The 5,141-nt window shown below is 40.8% G+C and carries 4 protein-coding genes and 1 pseudogene; all 5 read right to left on the bottom strand.

Annotation, left to right across the window (positions count from 1 at the left end; genetic code table 11):
• Positions 1-95, bottom strand: a pseudogene (locus tag CXF78_RS21805) (PhoH family protein); the annotation flags it as partial.
• Position 96: 1 nt separating this feature from the next.
• Positions 97-1,956, bottom strand: coding sequence for a DNA mismatch repair endonuclease MutL (gene mutL, locus CXF78_RS09525; protein WP_102036637.1), 1,860 nt, complete (start codon positions 1,954-1,956; stop codon positions 97-99).
• Between the two features lies 1 nt (position 1,957).
• Positions 1,958-3,301 (bottom strand): N-acetylmuramoyl-L-alanine amidase, encoded by a 1,344-nt coding sequence (locus tag CXF78_RS09520; RefSeq protein ID WP_102036636.1) that lies wholly within the window; start codon positions 3,299-3,301, stop codon positions 1,958-1,960.
• Between the two features lie 7 nt (positions 3,302-3,308).
• Positions 3,309-3,767: a tRNA (adenosine(37)-N6)-threonylcarbamoyltransferase complex ATPase subunit type 1 TsaE gene (tsaE, locus tag CXF78_RS09515; RefSeq protein ID WP_102036635.1), complete on the bottom strand. Its 459-nt coding sequence runs from the start codon at positions 3,765-3,767 to the stop codon at positions 3,309-3,311.
• Between the two features lie 172 nt (positions 3,768-3,939).
• A complete protein-coding gene (locus CXF78_RS09510; protein ID WP_011638755.1) occupies positions 3,940-4,395 on the bottom strand; it encodes a ferritin family protein in 456 nt (151 codons plus the stop codon).
• Positions 4,396-5,141: the final 746 nt, after the last annotated feature.

The following is a 5,141-nucleotide window of genomic DNA, read 5'->3' as shown; positions in this document are numbered from 1 at the left end:
TTATATTGAGTCGCCATATCAATGGCTAATGCCGTTTTGCCTGAGGCGGTAGGCCCCATTAAAAATATCACTTTCGGCTTATCGACACTATTCACGTTAATTATCTTTCATCCAATTTTGCCAAGGTATTATGCGTTCTTGGTCATAGCAAGTTTGTTGCGTTTCATCGTCAAGTGAACAAAATTGTAGCCATAAAGCTTGAGCTGGCTCAAATTGCGATAAACTCTGTTGTGCCAGCCAACCGACGATGGCGCTCTGGGTAGGTTGCTCTAATTGTATCCATTGCAGTAACTCTGGAATCACAATTGCAAGTTGGCATTCCCTCAAATATGGGGGCACTTTTTTAATAATCAACTGTTGGAAGCGAATTGTTAACTCAATACCCATTTGACGCAGTAATTGATCACGAACAGCTAAGGTTTCTATCCAATCCAAATCTGCTGCTATAGACACAGGCATTAACAAAGGCTGCGACACTAAACCGTTAGCTAATTTGATTTCAACATCTTTCTTTCTTACTGCCAATAACACGCTTTTTATTGGCAGTAATGACAACTTATCATCTTTACAGATAACCCAATGCTCACCCGCTAACAACGGCGGCATAGTAACTTGAGGGGCAGCCTCATGAACATAGGATACCGCGCTATTCATCGGGGTATGCAACAATTGCCCATAATTGGCAATGGCCGTTTTCGTCTGGGCAGAAGATGCACTAGAAGGCTTTTTATCATAACTAGGCTTAATTGCAGCTGAATAACCTCCAGAGAAGCCATTATTCTTTCCAGGGACATGCATCGAGCCAAATTGGCTAACGCTGTTAATCGCCTTACTAGAGCCATGATTAAGTGTGAATTCATCTTCTGCGGTATCGACGACTTTCACATCATGCATCAAGTTCGATTCTGTGTGCATTGGGGCAACATTATCATGATGTTCTAATTCATCAGACAGAGGTAGTACTGGCATTTCTACTAATGCCGAGCGCACAGCTTGAAGGATAAAGTCGTGTACATAACGAGATTGATGAAACCGCACTTCATGCTTGGCAGGATGCACATTGACATCAACTTGATGTGGGTCAAGTGATAACATCAACACATAGCCCGGTTGATGCTCAATACCATATTCAGCAAAAGCTTGTTTTACAGCATGGTTAACCAATCGGTCTCTAATTAATCGTCCATTGACATAAAAAAAGTTGGTGTCAGTGATAACAGTGTCTTGTGGCGACTGCAGATAACCAGTTAATACGAAATCATCATGCTCACAGGCAATGCTCAATGCTTGATCTGCAAACGCTCTACCGCAAATTTGCGCCAAACGTTGTTGGGTTTGAATGTCAGTATTTGCAGGACGATACTGACGCACTAACTTAGCGTTGTGTGTCAGGGTAAAATGAATATCGCTACGAACAATGGCTATACGTTTTAACCACTCATCAATATGAGTAAATTCAGTTTTATCACTTTTTAAAAAACGGCGTCTGGCGGGAGTATTAAAAAATAAATCCACCACTTCAATAGTCGAACCTTGTGGATGCGCAGCAGGAGTCACTTTCACGTCCATTTGCGAGCCTTCAGCATAGGCCTGCCAAGCTTCAGATTGCTCAGCGGTTTTCGAAGTTAATGTTAATCGCGACACTGAACTAATACTGGCCAAGGCCTCCCCCCGAAAACCAAAGCTTAAAATAGCTTCTAGGTCATCGAGCGTATGTACTTTTGAGGTTGCGTGACGCGATAACGCTAATGCCAACTCATCTTTAGCAATACCCGCACCATTATCGCGAATACGTATAAGCTTACTGCCGCCTTTATCGATATCGATATCAACTCTAGTCGCACCAGCATCAAGGCTGTTTTCAACCAGTTCTTTAACCACAGAAGCCGGGCGTTCAACGACCTCACCGGCTGCGATTTGGTTTGCAAGTTGAGGAGGTAACAGCTGAATCGCCATATTAAGCCCTTGGGATCACAAGATGTTGACCAACACGTACCACGTCCGACTTCAAGTTATTGGCCTGCTTTAAACGTGAAATAGAAACGCGATATCGCAGGGCTATAACAGACAGTGACTCACCGCGTTGCACTTTATGCTTTTGTGCTTGCGAGCTACTAGATCGCGCTTTCGCAATCAATGTATCGCTGGGCGCATTACTAGCAAAATAACGTTGCACCCCCGAATGGATGGCGCGTGCTATTTTTTCTTGATGCGCCGGGCTTCTGAGTAAACGCTCTTCTTGTGGATTAGAAATAAAGCCGGTTTCCACTAAAATAGAAGGAATGTCCGGTGATTTAAGTACCGCCAAACTCGCAGCTTCTGGTTTATGTTTATGTAATTTGGTGACACCGTTGAGATCTTTTAATACATCGCCAGCAATAGAATTACTTATCGCCATAGAACTATTCATCGACATATCTAAAAGGGTCATAGCTAAATATTGCTCGCTATCAGAATTTTGAATAATTTCTCCAGCACCACCTAATAGCTCAGAGTGCTTCTCTTTTTGCTCAAGCCAACGACCAATTTCAGTATTTGCACGGCGCATAGATAATACCCAAACCGAAGCGCCCTGAGGCTTAGGAGAAGTAAATGCATCTGCATGAATTGAAATCAATAAATCTGCTTTAATATTACGAGCCAACTCAGAACGTTTATTGGGATGAATATAATAATCACCGCGCCTCGTCATCACAGCACGCATTCCTGCAGTTTGATTAATTTTACTGGCTAAACGAGTTGCTATTTCCATCACCACACGCTTTTCGTAAGTACCGGAGGGACCAATTGATCCTGGGTCTTCACCACCGTGTCCAGCATCAATGGCAACCACAATGTCTCTAGATGACTGATTAGCAGAGCGACTAACCGCATTCACCGTTGGCGACTCGCCGTTAGAATCTTCTAAGTCGACGACAAGGCGGTTCCCATATGGAGCAGTAGGAGGCAAAGTAAATAGACTGGATTTTACCGGTTTAGTTAAATCCATAACCAGGCGCAATACACCTTTTTTAGGTGGAGAGCTAAAACGTATCTTTTTGATAATTTTACTGTTGTTAGCTATTTTATCTAAATTAATCTTGGCGCCAGTATCTTGAATATCGACCACTAAACGATGAGGGCCGGTTAAGGTAAAACTGTCATAATTAGGGGTTTGGGTTAAATCAAATACGACTCGCGTCGATTCTGGGGCAGCCCAAATGCGCACGCTATCAAGTTGGTTGGCAGCCCAAACCACATTAGACTGCAAAAACAACAGCATGAATACTACAGAGGTAAAAAACGTATTTTTTAAAGTCATTATTATTTTATTTTATATTATTCAAAATGGCCTGCCCTGCAGGGGATAAAGCTTGTAATTCAATTTGTCTTTGAGATTCTTTATAACGCAAATGCAAATGGATGTCAGCCTCAGGGAGTAATCCATGACCATTATCAGGCCATTCAACTAGACACACACTTCTGTCAGTAAAATAATCACGGATACCCATATACTCGAGCTCTTCTGGGTCGGCTAATCGATATAGGTCAAAATGAAATACATCCATATCATTAAATTCATAGGGTTCGACCAAGGTGTATGTCGGACTTTTCACCGCGCCTTGATGACCTAAACTTTGAATAATGCCTCGACTAAACGTTGTTTTACCTGCCCCTAAATCCCCCGTAAGATAAATAGTGAGTGGCGGCTTTATCCACTGCGCAATTTGTTGTCCAAGGGCAACAGTAGCTTGTTCATTTTCAAGGGTTTTAAACAGCGATGTCATGTGTAAAGTCAGCTTCCATAAAAAAGAGATACAAGAATGCTAAATATACCAGAAGTTATCGGGGAACTCCCACTGTTATAGTGGTTATTTTTTGTTAATAAAAAAACCAGCTACTGGGAATAGCTGGCAAAATCACACTTCAGGAAGTTATATTAAAATTTCAACGCCTCGTTTAAATGTCATCCATACGGATTGTGCTATGAACTAAACGTTTTTGTTGAGTTTGTGCAACACGGACTAAGTCCATTAATGCACTTTTAATTTCATCAGTTGGACTACTATTAGCTGTTTTTTCAAGTAAAGCGATTAATCGGTTTTCTAGGTCTAAATGCAACTCAAGCACTTCGTCTTCTTTCATATTGGCAGGGAGTGAAGTTTCATTGCAACGCTTACTAAAATCTTCAAACGTAATATCTTTGTACCAAGTATTTAATATTCTTGACGGTGCATCTTCAAGATAGCTTTCTAACGTTTCGTAAATATGTCTTTGATGTTGTTGAAAATAGGTCAACATCATTTTTACTCTAGAAGAATCCGCATTACGATCTAAGCGCTTATATAATTTCTCCATATCGAGATGGCAATTAGCAACGTAATCAAGTAGCTCACTTAGTTGTTGGATCCGCATAAAACTCACCTCGTTTAAAGCCCTAACTTCTTAGGAAAATCTATCTTAAGTTGATTATCAAAGATTACAGCAGTAAATGATTTGAACCAGATCATGTTTTACTTCACCAATATGCTCTTACTTTAGAGATCCATGAAGAAGTGAGTACTAGATCACTTATTTGTTGATTGCAAAACGATTTGCTCAAACACAAATGGTGCAAATTTATTAAAATAATAAGGTTCAGGCTGAGTTAGACTCGGATTGATGGCCATTAAAAATGTAGATCGAGCTATACGTTTCTCAATAATGGTTCGAACGGATGACCGCTTTATGACGTCTAGCTTGGCAAACAAAAAGGTATCGCATTTTCTAAAAGCGCAACTGAGCTAATGTTGCAAATCAAAAATCAATTCAGGTTTAACGCTTAGATTTTTGGTTAGGAATTTTTAGCAGGAAGAGTTTGAAACGAGAAGATTGATTTGGAGCGACCTTTATTTTCACAAAGACAGGTTCGAACTGATGACCGCTTTATAACGTCTAGCTTGGCAAACAAAAAGGTATCGTATTTTCTAAGGGCGCAACTGAGCTAACGTTGCAGTTCAAACTAGGGATTTCAAACTAGCGAAGTGATTTGGAGCGACATATCAGGTTCGAACTGATGACCTATACCTTGGCAAAAAAAAAGGTATCGCATTTTCTAAAAGCGCAACTGAGCTAATATTGTATTTTAAACTAGGGAAGTGATTTGGAGCGACATATCAGGT

Origin of the sequence: Shewanella sp. 11B5 (genome assembly GCF_002836795.1) — a bacterium.
GTDB lineage: Bacteria > Pseudomonadota > Gammaproteobacteria > Enterobacterales > Shewanellaceae > Shewanella > Shewanella frigidimarina.
Note: the sequence above shows the minus strand (reverse complement) of the source record. Positions and strands in the feature narration are given on the sequence as shown.

Bases quoted from the DNA above. Each gene is read 5' to 3' on its own strand.
- CXF78_RS09520 (WP_102036636.1), bottom strand. From the start codon at position 3,301: ATGACTTTAAAAAATACGTTTTTTACCTCTGTAGTATTCATGCTGTTG.
- mutL (WP_102036637.1), bottom strand. From the start codon at position 1,956: ATGGCGATTCAGCTGTTACCTCCTCAACTTGCAAACCAAATCGCAGCC.
- CXF78_RS09510 (WP_011638755.1), bottom strand. From the start codon at position 4,395: ATGCGGATCCAACAACTAAGTGAGCTACTTGATTACGTTGCTAATTGC.
- tsaE (WP_102036635.1), bottom strand. From the start codon at position 3,767: ATGACATCGCTGTTTAAAACCCTTGAAAATGAACAAGCTACTGTTGCC.